Raw genomic sequence first — 19,323 nt, forward strand, 5'->3', positions numbered from 1 at the left:
GGTAGAGACACGGGTGGGCGCCGGGCCGCCGGGTCAGTCGCCCGTCGTGCCGTCGGCCATCTCGCGCAGGATGTCGAGGTGGCCGTTGTGGCGGGCGGTCTCCTCGATCAGGTGCAGCAGGATCCAGCGCAGGTTCATCCGGCGGCCGTCGCGGATGGTGCGCTCGGCCAGGTCGTCCAGGGAGCGGCCGGCGACCAGCTCGCGGTGGCGGGCCGCGTCGGCGGCGTAGTCGGCGAGCAGGTCGGCCAGCGGGGTCTCGGCTCCCACACGCATCTCGCGGTCGGGGTCCTCCTCGGTCCACGGCCCGCGGTCCTCGCCGCCGAGGAAGACCACGTCGAACCACCAGTGCTCCACCCAGCGCAGGTGGCTGATCAGGCCGCCCACCGTCATCAGCGGGGAGCCGGGCAGCGGGGCGCCGGCCGCGCCCGCGGCGGAGAGGCCCTCGCATTTCACCAGGGCGGTGTCGCGTACGTAGTCGAGGAAGGTGACGAGGGAGGCGCGCTCGTCGCCGGTGGGCGGGACATCGGTCCGTGCTGTCGTGGTCATGAGGCCGCATCGTCTTCCATCGGCCACGCCTTGTCGAACAGATAAAGGGCCGCCGCGGGCGGGGCTCCTGAAAAGCCAGCGGCTAGTCTTGATTCATAAGCTCTTGTCACAGCTCTCCTCGTCCGCGGGAGGTGGTCGCCATGGCGTCGAAGCGCACCTACGGCGACGGGTGCGGCATCGCGCGCGCCCTGGACCTGGTCGGGGAGCGGTGGGCGCTGCTGGTCGTACGCGAGCTGCTGCTCGGGCCGAAGCGCTTCTCCGGGCTGCACGCGGGACTGCCGGGCGTGAGCCCGAACGTCCTGGCGCAGCGGCTGCGCGACCTGGAGGCGGCCGGGGTGCTGCGGCGCCGCGTCCTGGGGCCGCCGGCCGGTGCGCGGGTCTACGAACTCACCGAGTGGGGCCAGGAATTGCGCCCGCTGCTGATCGGGCTCGACCGCTGGGGCGGCCGCGCCCCCGAGCCGACCGCGGACCCCTACCGCAGCGCCGACTCGCTGCTGCTCTGGCTGTGCTCGCGCTACGACCCGGCGGCCGGCGCGGGCCTGGCGGCGCTCCTCGCGGTGCGGATCGGGGACGACCGCTTCGCCGTACGCGTCGGCGACCGGCTCACGGTGGAGCGCGGGGTGCCCGACCGGCCCGACGCCACCCTCGCGGGTGACCTCGTCACGTTGACGGAGGTGCTCCAGGGGCGCCGCGCCATCGCCGAGGCCGCGCAGAGCGGCGCGCTGGCGGTCGGCGGCGACGTGACGGCCGTACGCCGGCTGGTGGACGTGCTGATCACCTCCCGTCCCGCGACCGCGAAGGCCCCGATCCCCGCGTGAGCCGCGGTCCCCTCGCAGGCGGGCCCCCGCCCCTTCGGCCGGCGGCAGGCGCATGACAGCATCGGAGCCGCCACCCCGGGCGCCCGCCGACGCCGCGGACGACAGAGACGAGACGCGCCATGCCGCTGCAGATCAGGGCCTTCGACGCCGGCCACCCCTCCCAGCTGCTCGACCTCGAATGGCACCTGCCGCTCGAGGAGTGGTCGGACGAGAACCTGGTCGCGCTGCCGCGCGGCATCTCGCGGCACGTCGTGCGCTTCGCGCGGGCCGGCGACGAGGTCGTGGCGATCAAGGAGGTCAGCGAGTGGGCGGCCGTACGCGAATACGGGCTGCTGCGGGACCTCGACCGGCTCTCCATACCCGCGGTCGACCCGATCGCCGTGGTCACCGGGCGGGTCGCCGCCGACGGCACGCCGCTGGAGCCGGCGCTGATCACCCGGCACCTGAACGGCTCGCTGCCCTACCGCTCGATGTTCGAGACGACGATGCGCCCCGGGACGGTCAACCGGCTGCTCGACGCGCTCGCGGTGCTGCTGGTGCGGCTGCACCTGGTGGGCTTCGCGTGGGGCGACTGCTCGCTGTCCAACACCCTCTTCCGGCGCGACGCCGGCGCCTATGCCGCGTATCTGGTGGACGCCGAGACCGGGCAGATCCAGCCGGAGCTGACCGCCGGGCAGCGGGACTACGACATCGAGCTGGCCCGGGTGAACATCGCCGGTGAGCTGATGGACCTGGAGGCCGGCGGCTCGCTGCACCCCTCGGTGGACCCGGTGACCTTCGCCGAGGCGATCTGCTCCCGCTACACCGACCTGTGGCACGAGCTGACCCGCGAGTCGGTCTACCCGGCGGACAAGCGGCACTACATCGACCGCCGCATCCGCCGCCTCAACGACCTCGGCTTCGACGTCGCCGAGATGCAGATCCAGCGCTCGCCGAGCGGCGACACCGTGACCTTCCTGCCGAAGGTGGTGGACGCCGGGCACCACCAGCGCCAGCTGCTGCGGCTGACCGGCATGGACACCGAGGAGAACCAGGCCCGCAGCCTGCTCAACGACCTGGACTCCTGGATGACCACCCAGGACGACTACGCCCCCGGCGACCCCATGGGCCTGGGCGCCCGCCCCGAGGTGCTCGCGCACCGCTGGGTGCGGCAGGTCTTCCGGCCCGCGGTCCGGCTGATCCCGGCCGACCTGCGCCGCAGCATGGAGCCCGCGCAGATCTACCACGAGCTGCTCGAACACCGCTGGTACCTGTCGGAGGCCGCCGGCCACGACGTCGGCTTCGACGAGGCGGTGGCCGACTACCTCTCCGACGTCCTGCCGCGCATACCGGACCCGAACGCGCTGGTGCCCGAGCCCGAGTAGCGGCGGCGCCTCAGGTCAGCCGCAGCGCCGCCTCCCGTACGGCCAGCGCGTCCGCCCGCACCTCGCGCAGGCCGGGCAGCGGCCAGATGCCGGGGCGGGGGGCCGGGCGCGGCCCGGGGTTCGGTACCCAGGACACGCTGCGAGTCCAGGCCCGCAACTGCTCGCGGAAGCCGATCCTTGCCGGGCCCGCCCGGTGGGTGCGGCGGGTGGACATGCCGTCGGCGTCCCAGGTGTCGATGTGCAGGGTCGCGCCCTCGTCACGGGCGTAGGGCGAGGGCAGGGTGAGGGTGGCGACCGAGTCGGTGCCGGTGAATTCCAGCGTCTCGCGGTAGCGCCGGTGGGCGGGCAGCCGCAGGTGGCTCGCCTCGACCACGAGGTCGCCGTCGGGCCGCCAGCGGCAGCTGACCGCGCTGCCGCCGGCCCACTGCATGCTGTGCTCCAGGCTGCCGTACAGCTCGCGCCCGGTGCCTTCGAGCGCCGCGTGCACGATGTTGACCTGGTGGATCAGCGAACCGCCCAGGCCGCGGGCGTAGACCTCGCGCTGGGTCGCCGAGGCGTCCTCGCCGAGCGCGCGGACCAGCGCGGCCTCGGCGGGCGGCGACTGCGGGCCGAAGGGCGGCGGCGGATACGGCACCAGGTGGTCGACCAGGTGCGGGGCGTTGGGGTCGTGGATGTCGACGGTGATCCTGCGGGCGGTGGCCGCGTGCTCGCGGCAGTGGTCGATGAAGAGCTGCACCACCGGGTCGTGCCGCTTCATGTAGCCGGCGGTGACCGGGACCCCGGTGCGCACCTCGGCCGCGATCAGCTCGTCGATCTCGGCCGGGTCCAGGCTGACCGGCTTCTCGCACAGCACCGGCAGCCCGGCGTCCAGGCAGCCGAGCACCGCGTCCCGGTGGGTCCACCACGGCGACAGGACGAGCGCGGCCGTCGCCCCCGCCCACACCGACTCCTCCGGTGTGCCGCACACCGTGAGGCGGGGAAAACCGGCCATCAGTGCGGCGCGCTGCCGGGGATCGGGATCGATCACGGCGACCGGCCTGATCAACTGCGGCAGATCGCGGATCTCGCGCAGATGCGCGGCGTGCGCGACCTTGCCCGCACCGATGATGACCACCCGTACTGGTGCCGGTACGGACTCCGGCTCGTCGCCGGGACCGGGGTCACCTGCCGCCCACGGGCCCTGTCCTGTGCTGACGGGGTCCGACACCCCGGTCGGTCCCTGCTGCCCCGCGTGACGCATCGTGCTCATCCTTTCGGCGACCGGCTCCCGTTCCTACCAGGAAAAGTGGCGCGACCGCGACGCCGGGGTGTCCGAACCGTGATCTCACCCATGGCGTGAGGGCCATCCATTGCTAGAGTCGGTATAGGGGCGCGGTTGCCGCCTTGCAGGCACCTGCACGTTTCGGCGCACCCGGCGACGAAAGAGGGAATCCGTGGCCAATTCGGTGAGGGGTGGTGGGTCGAATGCGGCCGACATCGGGCTCGCCCTTTATCAGACACTGCGCACCAACGGCTCCTCCGTCCCGGCCAAGGCCGCGGCCGCGCTCGGGCTGACCGAGGCGGAGGCCGAGGCGGGCTGGCGGGAGCTGGAGGAGCTGGGGCTGATCCGCCCCGGCGACACCGCGGACGTGGTGGACCCGGTCGAACCGGACACCGCGCTGATCGAGCTGCTGGCCAGGCAGCGGACGTCGCTGCGCCGCCAGCGCGACGAGCTGACCTCGATGGTCACCGCCGCCGAGTCGCTGATGGAGCGGTACCGCCCCGCGGTGATGCGGGAGAACGCCGAGATCGAGGTCGAGCTGGTCACCAAGGACCACCGGCGGCGGCAGTTCCTGCGCGACTTCGACGCGACGATCACCGAGTCGGCCAGCTGGATGCACCCGGGGCCACTGCCGTCCAGCGAGGTCCTCGCGGGCTCGCTGACCGCGGACAACGCACTCATAGCCCGCGGCATAAAGGTGCGCGCCATTTATGGCCAGAGCATTAATTCAGCACCAAGGCAACGGAAATACCTGTCCGATCTGACAGCCGCGGGAGTGGATGTGCGATTGGCGCCGCAGGTGCCTTTCGACCTCCTGATGGCCGATACACACAGTGCGCTGGTCCTGGCTAATCCGGAAGATCCTTCCGGTCCCGCGGTAGTGGTGCGCGGACCCGCTCTCGTACGTTCGTACGTGGCAATGTACGAGGATTGCTGGCTGCGTTCGGTCCCTTACTCTGCGAACGTGGCGAACGGCATCGACGCGGACAACGAGCTGACTGAGCAGCACCGCACGACGATGCGACTGCTGGCCAACGGCTTGACGGACGAGCGGATCGCGCGAAAACTCGGGGTATCACTGAGGACGGTGAGCCGCCTGGTTTCTGAGATCATGCGGTATCTTGAAGCCGACAGCCGATTCCAGGCAGGGGTTCTCGCGGCAGCGCACGGCCTGATCTGAGGACGATCAGAGCCGCGCATTTACGCCATGGCAGATATACGCACAAGCGGAACCTGGGCTCCGCCTGTGTACATTTGCCATCATTGGCAAAGTTACGTGTCGCCACACCCATTGTGAGCACCCACTCCCTGCCCACCTAAGGATTACGATGTCGCGGATCCGACGTTCGACCCATGTCTCCGCTGTCGCAGCACTGGTGCTCGTTGCGTCCTCGGCTGCCGGTACAGCCGTTGCTGCCGACACTGCCTCTTCCGCCGCTCCGGCTCCGGCCGTCTCGACCGGCACCGTCTCCCCCGACGGCTGGTTCCCGGCCGCGACTCCTGACGGCTGGTTCCCGGCCGCGGTTCCCGCAGGTTGGTTCCCGGCCGCGGTTCCTGACGGTTGGTTCCCGGCGAGCACCACGACGGTCACCCCCGCCGGATGGTTCCCCGCGTCGGACCCCGACGGCTGGTTCCCGAATGCCACTCCTGCCGGCTGGTTCCCCGCGTCGGCCCCCGAGGTCGCCCCTGCCGGATGGTTCCCCGCGGTCGCTCCTGACGGTTGGTTCCCGGCGAGCACCACGACTGTTGCCCCCGCCGGCTGGTTCCCCGCCTCCGTCGACGTGTGAGCACCCGACAGCCGATACCGACACCGCAGCCGAAAGCACTGTGCGGTCCGTGATGATTCGCGGACCGCACGGTGCTTCTTGCATTTTGTGGGGGGATCCTCGGGGGGGCCGGCGGCCCGGTCGGGGCTCGGGTCAGGGCCCGACCGAGACCGCCATGGCCAGCAGGGCCTGACGTGGCCTGGCCACCGTCAGCGCGTGTCGCAGGACGGTGTCGATGTCGGTCGCCGCGTCGTCGGCTGCCGGATGAACGGCCAGCCAGCCGAGGTGGCGACGCAAGAATGCGGCGAGGGCCGGCACCGTCCGCAGGGGGAGGCGGACGGTGCGGCCCTCGACTATGAGATCGGCCCAGGAGGCCAAGGTGTCTCGAATAGCTGCGCGCGCCTCGACTGCCGGCCCGTTCAGGGGGATGCCGGGCCGGTCAGTGCCGGACAGTCTGTCGCCGGGGTCCTGCGCTGCTACGAGTACAACCTCCAACTCGCCGTATACCCGGGGAAGCAAGGCGAGTTGCCGATCCAACCGCTCCTGGCAGGGCAGGCAGAGCGCAGGATCCGTCTCGACACACAGGTGGCCGGTCCGGAATTCGTAGTCCTGCACTTCCCCTGTCCCTTCTCGTCGCCGGGGGCGGTGGTTAAAGACTTCCAGGACCGCCGCGTCCCGACAACGCCCGCCGACCGGCCGGATTCTGCCATGGCGCATACGCGCATCTAGGCATCTCCGTCCCAGGTCAGGCGGGGAGTGCCACCCCGGAGAGTGGGTCAGGACGCCAGCAGCGCCTCGATCGCCACAGTGACCTCGGACGCCTCCGGGGCTACGGCGGGGCGGAATCGGGCGACGGCCTCACCCGACCCGTTGAGCAGGAACTTCTCGAAATTCCAGGTGATATCTCCCGCTTCGCCCGCCGCGTCGGGCAGCTGGGCCAGCTCGGCATAGAGCGGGTGGCGGTTCGCACCGTTGACGTCGGCCTTCGCCAGCAGCGGGAAGCTGACGCCGTAGGTGGTGGAGCAGAAGGTCTGGATCTCCTCGGCGGTGCCGGGCTCCTGGCCGCCGAACTGGTTGCAGGGCACGCCGAGCACCGTGAAGCCGCGCGCGGCATACGTCTGCTGGAGCCGCTCCAGGCCTTCGTACTGCGGGGTCAGCCCGCACTTGGACGCCACGTTGACCACCAGGACGGCCTTGCCGCGGTGGTCGGCCAGCGTGGTGGGGGCGCCGTCGAGGGTCTGCAGCGGGATGTCGTGAAGGGGGCTCATCGCTTGATGCTCCTGTCGGGGTGGGACGTGAGGGCGGGCTCGGCCACGGTGAGGCCGAGGGTCTGGGCGAGTGCGGGGGCGAGGTCGAGCAGCTGGGCCGGGGTGATCACGGCGCCGCGCAGCGATTCGCAGCCGTCGGCGAGGTCGATGCCCAGGGCGCCGCGCAGGTCGGCGTTCTTCAGCTTGGCGCGGCCGAATCTGGCCTGCTCGATCCGGCTGCCGGGGAAGGTCACCCCGTCGAGCCGGGCCTCGCCGAGATCGACGTCGCGCAGCACGCAGTCCTCGAAGACGACGTCGTACAGCGCGGCCGAGCGCAGGTTGACCGAGTCGAGCTTGCAGCGGACGAAGGTGACGCGGCGCAGCACCGCGTCGTAGAGCTCGACGCCGGCCAGCGAGCAGCCGACCAGCGCGGTGTCCAGCCACTGGCTGGAGGCCAGGGTGCATCCGGTGAAGCGGGTGCCGGAGGCCCACGCGTCGTTGAAGCGGGCGCCGCGCAGGTCGGTGCCGTCCAGGACGCAGTCGGTGATCGCGGACTCCAGGAAGCGCGCGCCGGCCGCGCGGGTGCCCGGGGCCACGTCGAGCCGGTCGAGGTGGACGGTGTCGTAGTCCTCCTCGACGGCCAGCGGGCCGGTGTGCGGGCTCAGCAGCGCGGCATACGGCAGGTCGGCGAGGTCCTCGGGCACGGCGGCACGAGCGTCCTTTGCGGTCACACCGGAAACCCTACGCGCGGCCTCCGACAGCCCCCAGGGGGGACCGGCACCGCCGCCTCGCGGGTGACATGACGGACATGTCGGCACCGCCTTGCTAGGTTGCAGCCCATGAGCGCAACGTCGGCTGCCGCTCCGCCACCGAAGGCACCCCCGGCCGCGGCCCGCCCGGTGGCACCGCCCCGGTCCCGCCGCCGCGGGGTGGAGCTGTCGCTGACGGTCGCGGCGGTGCTGGTGTCGGTGTACGGCTACGCGGAGGTGGGCCTGGCCACCCACGGCGCGGTGCCGGGCGACGCGGCCGGCTACGGCGCCGGGCTCGCGCTGCTCGCGGTGCTGGCGCATCTGGCGGTCAGGGCCAGGGCGCCCTACGCCGACCCGCTGCTGCTGCCCATCGCGGTGCTGCTGAACGGCTTCGGGCTGGTGCTGATCTACCGCCTCGACCTGGAGCCGTCGCTCGGGCCGCGGGCCGCGCCGACCCAGCTGGTCTGGTCGACGCTGGGCATCACCCTCTTCGTGCTGGTGGTGCTGGCGCTGGACGACCACCGGGTGCTGGCCCGCTACTCCTACGTCGGGATGACGGCCGCGCTGGCGCTGATGGCGGCGCCGATCTTCTTCCCGGCGGTCAACGGGGCGAAGATCTGGATCAGGGCCGCCGGATTCTCCATCCAGCCCGGCGAGTTCGCGAAGGTGCTGCTCGCGGTCTTCTTCGCGGCCTACCTGTCGGCGAACCGGGCGGCGCTGGCCTACACCGGGCGGCGGGTCTTCGGGCTGCGCCGGCTCCAGCTGCCGACCGGGCGGGTGCTCGGCCCGGTGCTGGCGATCTGGCTGGTCAGCGTCGGGGTGCTGGTCCTGGAGCGCGACCTGGGCACCTCGCTGCTCTTCTTCGGCCTCTTCGTGGTGCTGCTCTACGTGGCGACCGGCCGCACCGGCTGGGTCGCGGTGGGGCTGCTGCTGAGCGCGGCCGGCGCGGTCGCGGTGGGCTCGCTGGAGCCCCATGTGCACAGCAGGGTCGAGGACTGGCTGCACCCCTTCGCCAGCATCCACGCGGGCCTGGGCCCCGGCCAGCTCGCCCAGTCGCTCTTCGCCTTCGGCAACGGCGCCGTCCTCGGTACGGGCCTGGGGCAGGGGCACTCGGAGCTGATCGGCTTCGCCGCCAAGTCCGACTTCATCCTGGCCACCGCGGGCGAGGAGCTGGGCCTGGCCGGGCTGTGCGCGCTGCTGGCCCTCTACGCCCTGCTGGTGGCCCGCGGCATGCGGGCCGGCCTCGCCCTGCGCGACCCCTTCGGGCGGCTGCTCGCGGTGGGGCTCGCGACGATCCTGGCGCTCCAGGTGTTCGTGATCACCGGCGGGGTGACCGACCTGATCCCGCTGACCGGTATGGCGATGCCCTTCCTCGCGCAGGGCGGCTCGTCGGTCGTCACCAACTGGATCATCGTGGCGCTGCTGATCCGGGTCAGCGACAGCGCCCGCCGCCCGTCACCGGAGCCGCCGGAGGAGTCCCCGTGATCCGCTGCATCCGCCGCTGCGCCGCCCTGGGCCTGGTGCTGCTGCTGGCCCTCGCGGTCAACGCGGTCCGGGTGATGGTCGTCGACGCCGGCTCCTATGCCGGCGACCCGGCCAACCGGCGGATCGCCATCGCCCGCTACCAGCACCCGCGCGGCGGCATCCTGGTCGGCGGCTCGCCGGTCACCGGCTCGCAGGACACCGGCGGCCAGCTGGCGTACGCCCGTACCTACCGCGCCGGGCCGCTCTACGCGCCGGTGACCGGCTTCGCCTCCCAGACGTACGGCACCTCGCTGCTCGAAGGCACCGAGGACGGGCTGCTGTCGGGCACCAGCTCGCGGCTGGCGTCGGTGCCGCTGTGGAACGAGATCACCCGCAACCGGCAGCGCCCCGGCGACATCCACACCACGATCGACCCGGCGGCCCAGAAGGCGGCCTACGGCGGGCTCGCCGGGCGGCGGGGCGCGGTCGCCGCGCTGGACCCGGCGACCGGGCGCATCCTGGCGCTGGTCTCCTCGCCGTCCTACGACCCGGCGCAGCTGGCCGGCACCGGACCGGCCGTCACCGACCAGTGGCAGCGGCTCAACGACGACCCGGCGCAGCCGATGCTGGACCGGGCCATCCGGCAGACGTACCCGCCGGGTTCGACCTTCAAGGTGGTGACCGCGGCGGCGGCGCTGGAGAGCGGGGCGGTGGGCGACCTGGACGCGCCGACCGACTCCCCCGACCCCTACCGGCTGCCCGGCACCACCTGGTCGCTGACCAACGAGGGCCGCGGCTGCGCCGACGCGAGCGTCTACGACGCCTTCCGGGTGTCCTGCAACACCGTCTTCGCCAAGCTGGGCGCGGACGTCGGCCTGACCGCGATGGTCCGGCAGGCGGAGGCCTTCGGCTTCAACGACACCAGGCTGCGCATCCCCCCGGGGGTGGCGGCCAGCAACTTCGACACGAAGATGAGCCCCGACCAGGTGGCGCTGTCCTCGATCGGGCAGTTCGACACCACCGCGACGCCCTTGCAGATGGCGATGGTGGCCGCAGCGGTCGGCAACGGCGGCGAGCTGATGACGCCGTATCTGGTGGACCGGGTCACCAACCACGGCGGCGCGGTCGTGTCGCACACCACCCCCGTACGGCTGCACCGGGCGGTCGGCGCGGGCACCGCCGAGCAGTTGCAGGAGCTGATGGAGGCGGTGGTCAGCGACGGCACCGGCACCAACGCGGCGATCCCGGGCGCGGTGGTCGGCGGCAAGACCGGCACCGCGCAGCACGGCGTCGGCAACAAGGGCACGCCTTATGCGTGGTTCATCAGCTACGCCAAACCGCCCGGCGCGAACCGGGCGGCGGTGGCGGTGGCCGTGGTGGTGGAGGACGCCGAGGCGGCCAGGGCGGACATCTCCGGCGGCGGCAGCGCGGCGCCGATCGCACGGGCGGTCATGCAGTCGGTGCTGGCGTCGCCGCGGCGGCCCTTCGCCGGCTAGCGGCCGGCGGCCCGGGGCTGTCTCAGCGCACCTTGGGGAAGCTGAAGGCGTAGCCCCGCTTGGCCAGCCAGGTCAGCGTCTGGTCCAGTGCCGCCACGGTCTGGCTGCGGTTGCCGCCGCCGTCGTGGAAGAGGATCGTCGGGCCGTTGCCGATCTCGTTCTTGACGGTGGCCACGATGGCGCCGACGCCGGGCCGGGCGAAGTCCTTGGTGTCGACGTTCCAGCCCAGCGGCCGCATCCCGTGCTGCGCGGCGAGCGCGCGGCTGGCCGGGGTGAAGGCGCCGCCGGGCGCCCGGTAGTACTGCACGGGGGCGCCGCCGGACGCCGCCTCGATCATGGCGAGGGCGTCCATGATCTCCTTCTGCTGGTACGCGAAGGACTTGTGGTCCATCGACTCGTCGTGGGTGACGGTGTGGTCGCACAGCCGGTGGCCCTCGGCGACGACCCGGCGGACCAGGGCGGGGTTGGCCTTGGCCTGCGGGCCGATCATGCAGAAGGTCGCGTGCACGTGGTGCTTCTTGAGGATCGCGAGGACCTGCGGGGTCCACTGCGGGTCGGGGCCGTCGTCGATGGTGATGTTGACGGCCTTGCCGGGCGCCTCGGCCTGGTGCTGGATCGAGTCGGGCACCGCGGCGACGGTGCTGGGCGGGGTGCTCGCCGGGGTGTGCGTGCCGGACGAGTCGGGCGGCACGGGGGCGTGCTGGGTGCCGCCCTTCTGGTCGCCGGTGGGCGAGGCGGCCGCCGCGTCGCCGCCACCGCCGCCGGGGGCCAGCAGCGCCGAGACGAGCGCGGCGATCAGCACCACCGCCACCGCGACGCCTATCACCGCCGCCTGCGGTGCGCTCTTGAACCGTGCGGGCGCGAAGCGCCCCAGGGATATCCGCCGTCCCGCCATGATGTGTGACCGCCCGCCCACGTCGTCGCCCGTCCCGTTCCCGCAGATCCGCGTCCGGTGCGGCCTGCGCACGGATAGATGCGGTCGCCCAGGGTACGGTTCCGCCACCGTCCCGCCGCCAGGGGGTCGTTACACGATCAGGACGTATCAGTGCGGAGCGGTCGCCAGGCCGGTACAGCCGCGCAGTTGCGCGTACCGGTCGGTGACGGCGGTGGCCGCGCCGCCGGTCTGCGGCTGCGGCACCCCGTTGCCGTCGACCAGGGCGGGGGTGAAGACCGCCTTGGCGACCTTGCCCTTGGTGACGGTCAGGGTGGTCACCCCGGTCTGGTCGGAGTGCGGGTAGGGCGAGGAGCCGTACCAGAGGAAGTTGCCGAAGCCGTAGGCGACATAGGTCGGCCCGAGCATGCCGGAGCCGAGCATCACATGGGCGTGGGTGCCGACGACCGCGGTGGCGCCGGCCTGCGAGAGGTCGGCGGCGATCGACTTCTGCTCGGGTCCCGGGCAGTTCTGCCCCTCGGTGCCCCAGTGCAGGTAGACCACGACCACGTCGGCCCGCCGCTTCGCGTCCCGCACGGCCTGGAGCAGCCGCGGCCGGTCCAGCGCGGAGGCGATGCCGGGGCGGTCGGGGCCGGCCCTGAAGGTCTGGTTGGTGTAGTCCTGGACCTGGCTCGCGGCGACCACCGCGAGGCGTACGCCGTTGATCGTGGTCACGTAGGGCCGGTAGGCGGCGGCCTCGTCGGCGCCGATGCCGAGCACCGGGATGGGCGAGGACGCCTGGGCGGCGAGGCTGTCCTGCAAGCCCTGGGCGCCGTAGTCGACGGCGTGGTTGTTGGCCATCGTCACCGCGTCGATGCCCGAGCGCTGGAGCGCGCCGAGCGCGGCCGGGGTGGTGCGGAAGTGGTATTTCTTCGGCTGCGCGGTGCCGCGGGAGGTGATCGCGCTCTCCAGGTTGACCATCGCGAAGTCGGCGGCGGACAGGGCGGTGGACATCGGGCCGAGCGCGGGGTCCACGCCGAGCCGGTTCGCGGTGCGCTCGGTGAAGTGGACGTCGCCGGCGAAGGCGAGGGTGACGGTGCCCGCGGGTTCCGCGGGCGCCTTGGTGGCGGACTTCGCGGTGGGCGTCGCCGCCGGGGCCGTCGCCGGGTCCGCGGCCTGGTGGGCGGCGGCGTCGGCGGGGCTGCCGCCGCGGCCGTAGACCGCCCAGCCGGTCGCCAGGGCGGCGATGAGCAGGACGGACGCGCCGACTGCCGCGTTTCTTCGGCGGCGGCGACGCGCCTTGGCCCGGCGTTGCGCGCGCCGCGATATCGGTCCGGTGTCCGTCATCGGACAAGCGTACGATCCTATGTGGCGCTGTCGGCGCCCCGGTCGATGGTTTCCCTGACCTCCGCGACCCGCGCGTCCTCCTCGGCGGCGAAGCGCTCGGCGTCCAGCCGCTCCGCGATCTCCTCGTCCTCGGTCATCAGCAGGTCCAGGTCGGAGTCGCCGAGGTCGAAGACCCCCAGGTCGACGTACGCCTGCTGGAGCCGCGGCCCCCACAGCCCGATGTCCTTCACGCACGGCACGATCCGGGAGAAGAGCAGCTTCCTGAACAGGTGCAGGAATTCCGACTTCTCGGTCAGCTCGGCCGCCTCCGCCGCGGGGATGCCGAAGTTCTCCAGCACTTCCACGCCCCGCAGCCGGTCCCGCATCAGGTAGCAGCCCTCGATCACGAACTCCTCGCGCTCGCGCAGCTCGGCGTCGGTGAGCTGCTGGTAGTAGTCGCGCAGCGCCATCCGCCCGAAGGCCACGTGGCGGGCCTCGTCCTGCATGACGTAGGCCAGGATCTGCTTGGGCAGCGGCTTGTTCGTGGTGTCGCGGATCATGCCGAAGGCGGCCAGCGCCAGGCCCTCGATGAGCACCTGCATGCCGAGGTAGGGCATGTCCCAGCGTGAGTCGCGCAAGGTGTCGCCGAGCAGCGCCTGGAGGTTGTCGTTGATCGGGTAGAGCATGCCGATCTTCTCGTGCAGGAAGCGGCCGTAGATTTCGGCGTGCCGGGCCTCGTCCATGGTCTGGGTGGCGGAGTAGAACTTCGCGTCCAGGTCGGGCACCGACTCCACGATGCGGGCCGCGCACACCATGGCGCCCTGCTCGCCGTGCAGGAACTGGCTGAACTGCCAGGAGGTGTAGTGCTGCCGCAGCAGCCCGCGGTCCCGGTCCGACATCGCGTCCCAGTAGCGGGTGCCGTAGAGCGACATCGCCTCGTCCGGGGTGCCCAGCGGGTCGTACGGGTCGACCTCCAGGTCCCAGTCGATCCGGCGGACCGCGTCCCACTGCTTGTCCTTGCCCTTCTGGTAGAGCGCCAGCAGCCGGTCGCGGCCGTCGTCGTACTCCCAGGTGAAGCGGGCCGAGCCGTGCGCGGGCACCTGCCAGGTCCACTCGGCGGGCGGTGCGGTGTAGCGGCCCTGCGTCGACATCGATGGCTCCTCTTCTTTCGCTCACTCGCCTCCGGGCGCTTTCGATCCGGTGTCGACGGTCGATCGTGCTCGGTCCTTCGTTCCTCAGGACCTCCGCGCTCCCCCAGAGCTTCGCCCGGGAGGTACCCCCATCCCTTTCGACACCGGCGCGCCCTTTGGCTCGTTCACTGCGGTTGCCGACCCCGGCCGGATCGTGCGCGGGGTCTTGACGGCCTTGTTGACACAGAGTCTCATAAGACCCGTACCGCAGGTAACCCTCGTGCACCGGAGGCCCGTTCGGCATGGACGCCACACTGACCGACCGCGAGAAGACCGCGGAACGCCTCCTCGCGGCGTCCGCGAAACACTCCTTCGACCCCGACACCGAGCTGGACTGGGACGCGCCCTTCGAGGACGGCCGGTGGTTCTGGCCCCCCGAGCTGGTCTCGCTCTACGACACCCCGCTGTGGACCCGCATGTCCGAGGAGCAGCGCATCGCGCTGAGCCGCCACGAGGCCGCGTCCCTGTGCTCGATCGGCGTCTGGTTCGAGACGATCCTGATGCAGCTGCTGCTCCGCCACACCTACGACCTCGACCCCACCAGCGGCCATGTCCGCTACGCCCTCACCGAGATCGCCGACGAGTGCCGCCACTCGAAGATGTTCGCCCGCGCGGTCACGAAGATGGGGACACCCGCCTACCGGCCCTCGCGGCTCGACGTGCGGCTCGGCCGGGTCCTCAAGACGGTGTCCACGACCCCCGGCTCCTTCACCGGCACCCTGCTGGCCGAGGAGATCCTCGACTGGATGCAGCGGCTGACCTTCCCCGACGAGCGGATCCAGCCGCTGGTGCGGGGCATCACCCGCATCCACGTCGTGGAGGAGGCCCGCCACATCCGCTACGCCCGCGAGGAACTGCGCCGCCAGATGGCCACCGCGCCGCGCTGGGAGATCGAGCTCACCCGCCTGTCCTCGGCCCAGGCCGCCCGCGTCATCGCCCGCTCCCTGATCAGCCCGCGGGTCTACGCGTCCGTCGGCCTCGACCCGCGGTACGCCGCGCACCTGGCGGCGGCCAGCCCGCACCGGCAGGACGTGATGCGGCAGTCCGCGAAACGGCTCATGGACTTCTTCGACGAGATCGGGCTGATACGCGGCCCGAGCAAGCGCATGTGGCGGGCCTCCGGCCTGGTCGCCTGAACAGCCGCCTGACGGCGTGTGCCCCTCCGCGCGAGGACCGGGCCCCTCGGGCCTGTCTGGCAAATCCCGTCTGGCTGGCGGGGCCTGGCAGGGACCGGCGCCTGGCGGCGGAGGACGCGGGCCGAAGGAGCGTGTGGGGGTACCCCCAGGCGAAGCTCTGGGGGAGAACCGCGCGGCCGGCCACAACGGCGGCCGCGGACAGGCAGCGCACCGCACGGGGCACCCGCCTACGGGGCCACCTCGCCGGAGGCGAGCAGGTGCGCCGCAGCCGGCGCCAGCGGGGCCAGGCGGGCCAGCAGGGCGCCCGCCGGGCTGTCGCGGGTCTCCTGCGGGAGCGCGCGGGCCGCGGCCTCCGCCGCCTCCGGGTCGGTGGTCGCGGTCACCAGCAGCAGCCCGATGAAGTGGTCGACCAGCCAGTCCCGCAGCTCCTCCACCGGCGGGCGGCGGCCCTCGTCGATCCAGATCAGCGAGACCGCCTCGACCGAGGCGATCCAGGACCGCACCATCATCGCCAGCCGCGGCCCCGGCTCGGTCACACCGAGGTGGTGCAGCACCTGCTCGCCGGCGCGGCGGCGTACGCCGTCCACGATCGCGCCGGTGCGGCTGGTCTCGGCGACGCCGCCACCGCCCAGCAGCGCGGCGTAGGCCGGCGCGTGCTCGTCCACGTAGGCCAGGTAGCGGTCGAGCGCCGCCGCAAGCCGCCCGGTGGGCGGGCCCTCCGACGGCACCGCGAACCGCCCGATCAGCTCCTCGGCCGCGCCGTGCACCGCGGCCTCGTAGAGCTGCTGCTTGCCCCCGGGGAAGTAGCGGTAGACCAGCGGCCTCGACACGCCCGCGGCCGCGGCGACGTCGTCGATCGACACGTCCTCCGGCCTGCGGTGCCCGAAGAGGTCCACCGCGGACCTCAACAGCTGCGCGCGGCGCTCCTCCACACTCATCCGGCGGTAGGCCGGCGCCGCACTGCCCATGGCCCCAGGGTACGGCGCCCCCCGCGCAGGGCGGCGCCGCGCGCGAGCGCGTGGGAAAGTGGCCCGGTGAGGCATGAGGAGTGCGAATTCGTCGGGGGCCCGCTCGACGGGCGGAGCATCGAGGTCATCGTGGGGATGACGGGCCAGCCGCCCAAGGCGTACACCGTGCCGGCCGGGGAGCTGACGTACGTCTACCACCGGGCGCACGGGGAGCGCGGCAAGAACCGCACCCCGTGGGTGTTCGTCTACGCGCCGGACGGGAAGCCCCCGGCGGGGCCGAAGTGGCCCTGGTCGAAGCGCGGCTGACGCGGCGGCGGGACTTTGGTCCGGACCATTGACACGATTGGTCTAAACCTGTTTGCTGCGCGGTGAGCGCCCCGCCCCCCACAGAAGGAGCAGCCGCCATGCTCGCCACGCCCCGCAGGAGAAGCCGCAGAAGATCGCTCGCCGCCGCCTCCGCGGCCCTCGCCGGCGCCGTGGCCGTCGGCGGCCTCGTCGCCCTCGCCCCGACCGCGAGCGCCGGGGAATTCCTGGCCAACGGCGGCTTCGAGAGCGGGAATCTGAGCGGCTGGAGCTGCGACGCGGGCGCCACCGCCGTCAGCGGGCAGGCGCACAGCGGGACCTACGCACTCCAGGGCGTGCCGTCCTCCTCCGCCACCGGCCAGTGCAAGCAGACCGTGAGCGTCGCGCCCAACACCACATACACGCTGACCGCGCAGGTCAAGGGCAGCTACGTCTACATCGGCGTGGACGGCGGCACCAGCACCTGGACACCCGGCACCGGCAGCGGATACGCCCCGCTGAGCGTGTCGTTCACCACCGCCGCGGGCCAGACCAGCGCGGCGGTCTACGTCCACGGCTGGTACGGGCAGCCCGCCTACCTGGCCGACGACATCTCGCTCCAGGGCCCGGGGGGCGGCACCACCACACCCCCCACGACCCCGCCGACGACACCTCCCACGACGCCGCCCACCACCCCGCCGACCACTCCCCCGACGTCGTCGCCGCCGCCGTCCGGCGGACTGCCGGCCCACGCCCTGGTCGGCTACCTGCACGAGACCTTCGCCAACGGCTCCGGCTACACCCGCCTCGCCGACGTCCCCGACAGCTGGGACGTCATCGACCTGGCCTTCGGCGAGACCGGCTCGCCGACCTCGGGCAGCATCCACTTCAACCGGTGCCCGGTCGCCGAGTGCCCCTCGGTCGAGTCGGACGCCGACTTCAAGGCCGCGATCAAGGCCAAGCAGGCCAAGGGCAAGAAGGTGCTGCTCTCCATCGGCGGCGCCAACGGCGAGGTGCAGCTGACCACCACCGCCGCGCGGGACGCCTTCGTCTCCTCGGTGAGCGGCATCATCGACACCTGGGGCCTGAACGGCATCGACATCGACTTCGAGGGCCACTCGCTGTCGCTGAACACCGGTGACACCGACTTCAAGAACCCCACGACCCCGGTGATCGTCAACCTGGTCTCGGCGCTGAAGACCCTCAAGTCCCGCTACGGCAGCGGCTTCGTGCTGACGATGGCGCCGGAGACCTTCTTCGTGCAGCTCGGCTACCAGTTCTACGGCTCGGGCCCCTTCGGCGGCCAGGACCCGCGGGCGGGCGCCTACCTGCCGGTGATCTACGCGATGCGCGGCGACCTGACGCTGCTGCACGTCCAGGACTACAACTCGGGCCCGATCATGGGCCTGGACAACCAGTACCACACCATGGGCGGCGCGGACTTCCACATCGCGATGACCGACATGCTCCTCACCGGCTTCCCGGTGGCGGGCAACACCGCCCACATGTTCCCCGCCCTGTCCCCCTCCCAGGTGGCCATCGGCCTGCCCGCGACCACCACCGCCGGCAACGGCTACACCGCCCCCGCCACCGTCGACCAGGCCCTCGACTGCCTGACGAAGAGGACCAGCTGCGGCGGCTACACCACCCACGGCCAATGGCCCGCCCTGCGCGGCCTGATGACCTGGTCGGTCAACTGGGACCGCTTCGGCGGCTGGGAGTTCAGCAGCAACTTCCACCACTACTTCGGCTGACCCCCGGGCAGCACCCCGCAGACGCGTACGGCTCGGTCCCGAGGGCGGTGACCGGGCCGTACGCTCGCGTGTCCGCGGCGGGGTGCGGCCGCTAGGCGTCCGGCAGCACCAAGGGCAGGCCGAACGACGGGAAGAGGTCGGGGCCGAAGGTGGTGATCTCGGCGATCGTGTCGCCGGTGATCCGCAGGACGTCGAATTTGAAGGCGCGGTAGGCGGTGTCGCCCGGACGGCGCAGGTAGCTGGCCGCCGTGGGCATGCGGTTGGCGCGGGTCGGCACCAGGCGCCAGTCGCCGCCCAGTTCGGGGCCGAAGGCCTGGGCCAGCAGCGGGGCGATGGCGTCGCGGCCGTCGTAGCACATCGGGAAGGGCGGCATCGTGACGCGCAGGTCCTGCGCCGAGATCGCTATCGCGGCCGCCGCGTCACCGCTCTCGTGGGCGGCTATGAAGCGGTCGAGCAGGTCGCGTTCGACCGCGCTGGTCTCCCCCGCGGTCCAGTCGCCGCGCCGGGACGGCAGTTGGAGCCGCATGGCGGCCCTGGCCCTCTGCAGCGCGCTGTTGGCGGCCGCCACGCTCGTCCCCAGCAGCTCGGCCGACTCCCCCGCGGGCCAGCCGAGCACGTCGCGCGCCACGAAGGCGGCCCGCTGGCGCGGCGGGAGCACCTGGAGCGCGGCCAGGAAGGCCAGTTCGATGGTCTCCCGGTCGACCACGACCGCGTCCGGCGACTCCGCGACCGGGGCGACCTCGTCCAACTGCCCGTCGGGGTAGGGCTGGAGCCAGGGCACCTCGGCGAAGGACGCCACCGTGGTCAGCCGGCGCGAGCTGCGCCGCAGCAGGTCGAGGCAGACGTTGGTGGCGATCTTGTAGAGCCAGGGCCGCAGCCCGGCGTCGTCGGTGAGGGTGTCGCGGGCCTTCCAGGCCCGCAGCAGCGCCTCCTGGACGGCGTCCTCGGCCTCGTCGTACGAGGCGAGCATCCGGTAGCAGTGGACGTGCAGTTCGCGCCGGTGGCGCTCGGCGCGCCCGGCGAATCCGCTGTCGTCGTCGGTCACCGGATCGGCCTGCCGGGTCGCGGGGGTCATGGTGTCGCCT

18 protein-coding genes are annotated in these 19,323 nt (G+C 72.4%); 8 read left to right on the top strand and 10 right to left on the bottom strand.

The window, feature by feature from the left end; genetic code table 11:
- Positions 1 to 33 precede the first annotated feature (33 nt).
- Entirely contained in the window at positions 34 to 546 is a 513-nt protein-coding gene (locus OG900_13515) for a DinB family protein (GenBank protein ID WUH91019.1), read from the bottom strand.
- A gap of 140 nt (positions 547 to 686) precedes the next feature.
- Here OG900_13515 and OG900_13520 point away from each other — a divergent pair, with 140 nt between their 5' ends.
- Together OG900_13520 and OG900_13525 are read left to right on the top strand one after the other, a co-directional pair.
- The gene (locus OG900_13520; GenBank protein ID WUH91020.1) at positions 687 to 1,364 is read left to right on the top strand and encodes a winged helix-turn-helix transcriptional regulator; all 678 of its coding nucleotides are present in this window, start codon (positions 687 to 689) and stop codon (positions 1,362 to 1,364) included.
- 119 nt (positions 1,365 to 1,483) lie between these two features.
- Complete coding sequence (locus tag OG900_13525) at positions 1,484 to 2,728, top strand: DUF4032 domain-containing protein (protein ID WUH91021.1); 1,245 nt, start codon at positions 1,484 to 1,486, stop codon at positions 2,726 to 2,728.
- A gap of 10 nt (positions 2,729 to 2,738) precedes the next feature.
- Here the strand turns inward: OG900_13525 and OG900_13530 are convergent, their stop codons facing one another.
- Positions 2,739 to 3,968 (bottom strand): Gfo/Idh/MocA family oxidoreductase, encoded by a 1,230-nt coding sequence (locus tag OG900_13530; protein WUH91022.1) that lies wholly within the window; start codon positions 3,966 to 3,968, stop codon positions 2,739 to 2,741.
- 193 nt (positions 3,969 to 4,161) lie between these two features.
- Here OG900_13530 and OG900_13535 point away from each other — a divergent pair, with 193 nt between their 5' ends.
- Entirely contained in the window at positions 4,162 to 5,169 is a 1,008-nt protein-coding gene (locus tag OG900_13535) for a LuxR C-terminal-related transcriptional regulator (GenBank protein WUH91023.1), read from the top strand.
- A gap of 739 nt (positions 5,170 to 5,908) precedes the next feature.
- Here the strand turns inward: OG900_13535 and OG900_13540 are convergent.
- From OG900_13540 to OG900_13550, 3 genes are all read right to left on the bottom strand, one after another.
- Positions 5,909 to 6,370 (bottom strand): hypothetical protein, encoded by a 462-nt coding sequence (locus OG900_13540; protein ID WUH91024.1) that lies wholly within the window; start codon positions 6,368 to 6,370, stop codon positions 5,909 to 5,911.
- 161 nt (positions 6,371 to 6,531) lie between these two features.
- Positions 6,532 to 7,023: a glutathione peroxidase gene (locus OG900_13545; protein WUH91025.1), complete on the bottom strand. Its 492-nt coding sequence runs from the start codon at positions 7,021 to 7,023 to the stop codon at positions 6,532 to 6,534.
- On the bottom strand, positions 7,020 to 7,733 hold the full coding sequence (locus tag OG900_13550) for a pentapeptide repeat-containing protein (GenBank protein WUH91026.1): 714 nt from the start codon (positions 7,731 to 7,733) through the stop codon (positions 7,020 to 7,022). Before OG900_13550 ends, OG900_13545 begins: the two co-directional genes overlap by 4 nt.
- A gap of 108 nt (positions 7,734 to 7,841) precedes the next feature.
- On the opposite strand from OG900_13550, the gene OG900_13555 reads away from it, so the two are divergent.
- Positions 7,842 to 9,236: an FtsW/RodA/SpoVE family cell cycle protein gene (locus tag OG900_13555; GenBank protein WUH91027.1), complete on the top strand. Its 1,395-nt coding sequence runs from the start codon at positions 7,842 to 7,844 to the stop codon at positions 9,234 to 9,236.
- Positions 9,233 to 10,711, top strand: coding sequence for a penicillin-binding transpeptidase domain-containing protein (locus OG900_13560; GenBank protein ID WUH91028.1), 1,479 nt, complete (start codon positions 9,233 to 9,235; stop codon positions 10,709 to 10,711). Before OG900_13555 ends, OG900_13560 begins: the two co-directional genes overlap by 4 nt.
- Positions 10,712 to 10,733: 22 nt before the next feature.
- On the opposite strand, the gene OG900_13565 is transcribed toward OG900_13560, so the two are convergent.
- The 3 genes from OG900_13565 to OG900_13575 all read right to left on the bottom strand — a co-directional run bounded on the left by OG900_13565 (position 10,734) and on the right by OG900_13575 (position 14,059).
- A complete protein-coding gene (locus tag OG900_13565) occupies positions 10,734 to 11,606 on the bottom strand; it encodes a polysaccharide deacetylase family protein (GenBank protein WUH91029.1) in 873 nt (290 codons plus the stop codon).
- Positions 11,607 to 11,753: 147 nt separating this feature from the next.
- The gene (locus OG900_13570) at positions 11,754 to 12,929 is read right to left on the bottom strand and encodes a CapA family protein (GenBank protein WUH91030.1); all 1,176 of its coding nucleotides are present in this window, start codon (positions 12,927 to 12,929) and stop codon (positions 11,754 to 11,756) included.
- A 17-nt stretch (positions 12,930 to 12,946) separates the two neighbouring features.
- Entirely contained in the window at positions 12,947 to 14,059 is a 1,113-nt protein-coding gene (locus OG900_13575) for a ferritin-like domain-containing protein (protein ID WUH91031.1), read from the bottom strand.
- A 281-nt stretch (positions 14,060 to 14,340) separates the two neighbouring features.
- Between OG900_13575 and OG900_13580 the strand changes: the two genes are divergently transcribed.
- Positions 14,341 to 15,234: a diiron oxygenase gene (locus tag OG900_13580; protein ID WUH91032.1), complete on the top strand. Its 894-nt coding sequence runs from the start codon at positions 14,341 to 14,343 to the stop codon at positions 15,232 to 15,234.
- Between the two features lie 227 nt (positions 15,235 to 15,461).
- On the opposite strand, the gene OG900_13585 is transcribed toward OG900_13580, so the two are convergent.
- A complete protein-coding gene (locus OG900_13585; protein WUH91033.1) occupies positions 15,462 to 16,202 on the bottom strand; it encodes a TetR/AcrR family transcriptional regulator in 741 nt (246 codons plus the stop codon).
- A gap of 66 nt (positions 16,203 to 16,268) precedes the next feature.
- On the opposite strand from OG900_13585, the gene OG900_13590 reads away from it, so the two are divergent.
- Complete coding sequence (locus OG900_13590) at positions 16,269 to 16,508, top strand: hypothetical protein (GenBank protein WUH91034.1); 240 nt, start codon at positions 16,269 to 16,271, stop codon at positions 16,506 to 16,508.
- A gap of 98 nt (positions 16,509 to 16,606) precedes the next feature.
- The gene (locus tag OG900_13595; protein ID WUH91035.1) at positions 16,607 to 18,238 is read left to right on the top strand and encodes a glycosyl hydrolase family 18 protein; all 1,632 of its coding nucleotides are present in this window, start codon (positions 16,607 to 16,609) and stop codon (positions 18,236 to 18,238) included.
- A 91-nt stretch (positions 18,239 to 18,329) separates the two neighbouring features.
- Here the strand turns inward: OG900_13595 and OG900_13600 are convergent, their stop codons facing one another.
- Positions 18,330 to 19,313 (bottom strand): RNA polymerase subunit sigma-70, encoded by a 984-nt coding sequence (locus OG900_13600; GenBank protein ID WUH91036.1) that lies wholly within the window; start codon positions 19,311 to 19,313, stop codon positions 18,330 to 18,332.
- Positions 19,314 to 19,323 lie beyond the last annotated feature (10 nt).

This window comes from Streptomyces sp. NBC_00433 (assembly GCA_036015235.1).
Classification (GTDB): Bacteria; Actinomycetota; Actinomycetes; order Streptomycetales; family Streptomycetaceae; genus Actinacidiphila.

Excerpts from the sequence above, each read along its gene's own strand:
- OG900_13515 (WUH91019.1), bottom strand. The coding sequence starts at position 546 with ATGACCACGACAGCACGGACCGATGTCCCGCCCACCGGCGACGAGCGC.
- OG900_13520 (WUH91020.1), top strand. The coding sequence starts at position 687 with ATGGCGTCGAAGCGCACCTACGGCGACGGGTGCGGCATCGCGCGCGCC.
- OG900_13525 (WUH91021.1), top strand. The coding sequence starts at position 1,484 with ATGCCGCTGCAGATCAGGGCCTTCGACGCCGGCCACCCCTCCCAGCTG.
- OG900_13530 (WUH91022.1), bottom strand. The coding sequence starts at position 3,968 with ATGCGTCACGCGGGGCAGCAGGGACCGACCGGGGTGTCGGACCCCGTC.
- OG900_13545 (WUH91025.1), bottom strand. The coding sequence starts at position 7,023 with ATGAGCCCCCTTCACGACATCCCGCTGCAGACCCTCGACGGCGCCCCC.
- OG900_13555 (WUH91027.1), top strand. The coding sequence starts at position 7,842 with ATGAGCGCAACGTCGGCTGCCGCTCCGCCACCGAAGGCACCCCCGGCC.
- OG900_13565 (WUH91029.1), bottom strand. The coding sequence starts at position 11,606 with ATGGCGGGACGGCGGATATCCCTGGGGCGCTTCGCGCCCGCACGGTTC.
- OG900_13570 (WUH91030.1), bottom strand. The coding sequence starts at position 12,929 with ATGACGGACACCGGACCGATATCGCGGCGCGCGCAACGCCGGGCCAAG.
- OG900_13575 (WUH91031.1), bottom strand. The coding sequence starts at position 14,059 with ATGTCGACGCAGGGCCGCTACACCGCACCGCCCGCCGAGTGGACCTGG.
- OG900_13580 (WUH91032.1), top strand. The coding sequence starts at position 14,341 with ATGGACGCCACACTGACCGACCGCGAGAAGACCGCGGAACGCCTCCTC.
- OG900_13585 (WUH91033.1), bottom strand. The coding sequence starts at position 16,202 with ATGGGCAGTGCGGCGCCGGCCTACCGCCGGATGAGTGTGGAGGAGCGC.
- OG900_13595 (WUH91035.1), top strand. The coding sequence starts at position 16,607 with ATGCTCGCCACGCCCCGCAGGAGAAGCCGCAGAAGATCGCTCGCCGCC.
- OG900_13600 (WUH91036.1), bottom strand. The coding sequence starts at position 19,313 with ATGACCCCCGCGACCCGGCAGGCCGATCCGGTGACCGACGACGACAGC.